This is a genomic window from Segatella copri (genome assembly GCF_009494395.1).
Taxonomy (GTDB): Bacteria; Bacteroidota; Bacteroidia; order Bacteroidales; family Bacteroidaceae; genus Prevotella.
The window spans coordinates 1-4,492 of record NZ_VZCB01000038.1; the positions used below are offsets into that span (position 1 = coordinate 1).

Annotated in this window: 4 protein-coding genes; all 4 read left to right on the forward strand. The window is 41.4% G+C overall.

All coding sequences use genetic code 11. The features are described 5' to 3' along the window. The first annotated feature begins 645 nt into the window (after positions 1-645). The 4 genes from F7D73_RS03925 to F7D73_RS03940 all read left to right on the forward strand — a co-directional run bounded on the left by F7D73_RS03925 (position 646) and on the right by F7D73_RS03940 (position 4,223). Positions 646-966 carry a helix-turn-helix domain-containing protein gene (locus tag F7D73_RS03925; protein ID WP_153122378.1) on the forward strand — a complete coding sequence of 107 codons (321 nt, stop codon included), beginning with the start codon at positions 646-648 and terminating at the stop codon, positions 964-966. 2 nt (positions 967-968) lie between these two features. Next, positions 969-2,222 carry a type II toxin-antitoxin system HipA family toxin gene (locus F7D73_RS03930; protein WP_153122379.1) on the forward strand — a complete coding sequence of 418 codons (1,254 nt, stop codon included), beginning with the start codon at positions 969-971 and terminating at the stop codon, positions 2,220-2,222. 488 nt (positions 2,223-2,710) lie between these two features. Beyond that, positions 2,711-3,190 (forward strand): GNAT family N-acetyltransferase, encoded by a 480-nt coding sequence (locus F7D73_RS03935; protein WP_153122380.1) that lies wholly within the window; start codon positions 2,711-2,713, stop codon positions 3,188-3,190. Between the two features lie 184 nt (positions 3,191-3,374). Beyond that, on the forward strand, positions 3,375-4,223 hold the full coding sequence (locus F7D73_RS03940; RefSeq protein WP_153122381.1) for an Rpn family recombination-promoting nuclease/putative transposase: 849 nt from the start codon (positions 3,375-3,377) through the stop codon (positions 4,221-4,223). The last annotated feature ends 269 nt before the right edge of the window (positions 4,224-4,492 follow it).

Here is a 4,492-nt window from a genome sequence, read left to right on the forward strand (position 1 = left end):
CTCCAATTGTAGTTACCCTATGCGAGGGAAATCATTTTCGTTTTATAGAGGAAAGATACGAAGATTTTCTGTATCTACCAATTTTTTGCATGTGATAAGGAGCGATTTTCAGCAACTTACGATTTGAAACTTAGTTAAAGAAATCAAACTCTATGTTTTGTGGGGCGCATCTCTATGTTTTGCGGTATGGAAAACTATGTTTTGCCATATAAATCAGCATATTACAAAGTAATACCTGTTTCGGGAAACGTATTCAGTATTCAGTTATTCAGTTTTTTTCGCTGTTGTTACCATTCTCTGTATAGATAGTATATTATATATATATAAATATATATATATATAATATAAAATAATTACTTACAATTTATAACTACAAAAAGGCTTACTATCGCGAAAAAAACTGAATAACTGAATACTGAATAACCTTTTAGGTACCATTCGCCCTGGTTATAATGGCAATCACCAAGTGTCTATTCTTTACGGACAAGACTCCTTTAAATGAATTGTTTAACAAAGCTGTTCCAACAGATATGTGAGCCTATTACTTTGAAAACATATCCTTAATTATTTATAAAACTTTTGGCTAACCCATCTTATAATGAAGTTTTTTCCTTATATTTGCATATTATAATTGGGATTAAGGCAATGACAAAGAATACAATGGCTAACAAACTTCCTAGGAAGTTGATTCAAAAAATGGAAATCGTGGGCGAACAAATCAAGCTTGCCAGATTGCGCCGCAACCTGAGCATGGCTCAAGTTGCAGAAAGAGCAACATGCTCAGAAGTTACACTTTGCAAGGTGGAGAAGGGATTACCAACGGTTTCCATCGGAATCTACCTGCGTGTACTTTATGCTCTTCAACTGGATGATGACATCTTGCTCTTGGCAAAGGATGACAAGCTTGGAAGGGCATTGCAGGATATGGGATTGAAGAATCGTCAAAGAGCTACTAAAAGGGGATAGGAATGGAACGACTATTGGTTTTCGCTGATTTTAGCTGGCTCGTCAGTCCAGAACTGGTGGGTGAGCTGTGCTATGAGAAATTGCGCGGCTCTGACAGCTATGCCTTTAAGTTTAATGAGAATTGGCTTAAGGTTCATGCCGGGATCAAGCTTTCAGAGGACATCAACAACTACCCTGGCATGCAATATACCCAGCCAGGAAGTGATATTTTCGGATGCTTTTCTGATGCATTGCCAGATAGGTGGGGGCGTACCTTGCTCAAAAGAAGAGAACAGATACAGGCTGCAGAAGAGAAGAGAGCTATCAGAGCTCTTTCCTCATTCGATTACCTCATGGGTATTGATGACTTCTCCAGAATGGGTGGATTAAGGTTTAAAAGGGAAATGGAAGGTGATTATATCAATGTGTCACCATCTCTCAAGATACCTCCACTAACAGAAATCAGAGAATTGATTCATGCCAGTCAGGAAGTGGAAAAATCTGAAGAGAATGATACGCTGCCTGAGAAAAAGTGGATAGCACAGCTTATCCAACCCGGCACCTCATTAGGTGGCGCAAGACCTAAGGCTGGTGTCTTGGATGAAAAAGGCAATCTATGCATAGCTAAGTTCCCTTCGCGCAAGGATGACTATGACACAGGACTTTGGGAACACTTTTCTCATCTTCTCGCTCAAAAGGCAGGAATACAGGTTGTTCAAACCAGAGTGTTAGGGGGACTGGGAAAATATCACACACTCCTGTCCAGACGATTTGACAGAACTGATGAAGCCAAGAGAATACATTTTGCGTCATCCATGTCTCTGCTGGGATTAAAGGATGGTGATAATGCACAAGATGGGTATGGTTATCTCGATATAGTTGATTTCATCCTCCAAGGTTGCTGCAACGTAGAGAAAAACCTTCAGGAACTCTTCCGTAGGGTAGCATTCAACATCTGCATTGGAAATTCTGATGATCACTTCAGAAACCATGGTTTTCTGCTCACTCCAAAAGGATGGACGCTGTCACCCGCCTATGATATGAACCCGACTCTCTATGAATATCAGAGTCTTCTAATCAACGAATCTTCCAACAAGGCAGATATTCATGTTCTGCTTGATTCATGCGAGAGCTATATGATAAAGAAGGAGGATGCTGAAAACATCATCCAGGAGGTTCAAGCGGCTGTGAGCAAATGGGAGAAATTAGCCATTCTGCTTCAAATCCCAGGAAGAGAGATGGATATGTTTAAGGAAAGGTTCAAACTTAACCTATAATATAATGAAGTAATTATTCATATTACTTCATTATATTTTGGGTTATTTCTTTCAGTCTCTTATCTGTGATGCTCTGACTAAGGAGTCTTTCTGCATACTATAACTTACCTATTGCCCTTATATGGCGACTGGGTCGCGTTCTTGAGGTAATACGCTGGTTTAACCAAAAAAGCATGGTTTTTATCCAAAGTCTGTCTTGAACAGGTTGGCATAAGCATTGTTGTCTGAGTAAATGTTCAATACATGCTTTTGAGCTAAAAGAGCATCAAATTGCTCCATAATCGAAAAAATTCCCCCAAAGGAGTGAGTTTCTCAGATTTTATTTGTACTTTTGCCATGTCATTCAGAATTTTGTTTGTTTTTATTTGCAACACTAAGATAAGTGAAATTTCTGACATGGCAAAATCATGAGCAACTTTTTGTTGCTCAGGTGCTTATTAAAAATATTAAATTATAGTGTTGCGGTAATAAGGATTTAGAAAATTGATATGATTGAGATTAGACATATTGAAGAGAAGGACCAGCAACAGTTGGCTCATGTCATCCGTTCTGTTTTTGAGGAATATGGCGCTCCGCTGGTCAACACCGTGTATGATGACCCAAGGACGGAGCATATCTTTGATGCAATGGCTGGGAAGAATGCCGGCTATTTGGTTGTGGCTGATGATGGGGTCGTTCAGGGAGGCTGCGGCTATTATCCCACGGAGGGATTGCCGGATGGATATGCAGAACTGGTAAAGTTCTACCTGTCTCCTTTAGTTCGTGGTCAAGGCAATGGATCTGTTTTGTTCTCGCAGGCCATTGAAGGAGCCCGAAGGGCTGGTTATAGTCATCTGTATATCGAGTCATTCCCACAATTCTCAGATGCAGTAGCCATGTATGAGCGTCATGGCTTCAGGCATATTCTTCAGCGCCTTGGTGACTCGGGACATACCGCCACCACCATTTTTATGGTAAAGGAGTTGTAGATGAAACTCTAGGCTTGTTGCACCATATATGCAGCTGTGAAAGGATTCATCGCCAACAGAGACCATGTTAGGGTTTACAAGTTAACTTTTTTACAATTATGGAGAATAATGATAGAAAAAACTCCCGAAATCCTTGCCAGTTTCAAAAAGAAATCGTAACTTTGCGCTGTAGATTTTAAAACTGATGTTTATGAAGTACTTAGATCCTAAGGCAGACCTCACGTTCAAGAAGATATTCGGCAATCATCCCGCAAGACTGATCAGCCTTCTGAACGCCCTCCTGCCACTCAGCGAAGAGGAGCAGATACACGAAATCAAGTATCTGCCTACAGAACTTGTGCCCCAGCTCGAAGGGGGCAAGAATACCATTGTGGATGTTCTCTGCACCGACATCAGAGGCAGGAAGTTCTGTGTGGAAATGCAGATGGAATGGTCTGACGCATTCCAGCAGCGAGTATTGTTCAATGCATCCAAGCTCTATGTGAGTCAGGCTAAAAAGGGAGGAAAATACAGTGAACTCCAACCTGTATATTCCCTGAATCTTGTGAATGATATCTTTGCGCATGATACTCCGGATTTTATCCACAACTATCGCATCGTACATGATAAGGACAGCAATAAGGTCATTGAAGGCTTGCATTTCACCTTCATTGAGCTTCCTAAGTTCACTCCTCATTCCATCGCCGACAAGCGCATGATGGTGCTGTGGCTCCGTTTCCTGACGGAAATCAATTCCAATACGAAGGAGATTCCTTCCGACCTGCTTAATGACCCAGAGATAGGGAAAGCCGTAGAAGAACTGGAGATTTCCGGTTTCACAGATGCCGAACTCTGGGCCTACGACAAGTTCTGGGATTCCGTAAGCGTTGAAAGAACCCTCATTGATGACAGCTACCAGAAAGGCGTAGAGAAAGGTATGAACCAGCGAAGCCTTGAGATTGCCAGAAAGATGCTGGCAAAGGGTATGGATGAAGCATCGGTCATGGATATGACGGGGCTGACTGCAGAGGAAATCAAGCAGATGAAACTCTAGGCTTGTTGCGCCATATATGCAGCTGTGAAAGGATTCATCGCCAACAGAAACCATGTTAGGGTTTACAAGTTAACTTTTTTACAATTATGGAGAATAATGATAGAAAAAACTCCCGAAATCCTTGCCAGTTTCAAAAAGAAATCGTAACTTTGTGGGGTGGTATATAGCCACGTATGTGATACAAAAACGATAACATTATGATTATCAGTAAATTTACCCCCCCAGCCCGTCCGAGAACGGCCGTTTTGGGGTGTGTCACATAGGGTAGA

Coding starts and splice junctions, on each gene's coding strand:
- F7D73_RS03935 (WP_153122380.1), top strand. CDS start 2,711: ATGATTGAGATTAGACATATTGAAGAGAAGGACCAGCAACAGTTGGCT.
- F7D73_RS03930 (WP_153122379.1), top strand. CDS start 969: ATGGAACGACTATTGGTTTTCGCTGATTTTAGCTGGCTCGTCAGTCCA.
- F7D73_RS03925 (WP_153122378.1), top strand. CDS start 646: ATGACAAAGAATACAATGGCTAACAAACTTCCTAGGAAGTTGATTCAA.
- F7D73_RS03940 (WP_153122381.1), top strand. CDS start 3,375: ATGTTTATGAAGTACTTAGATCCTAAGGCAGACCTCACGTTCAAGAAG.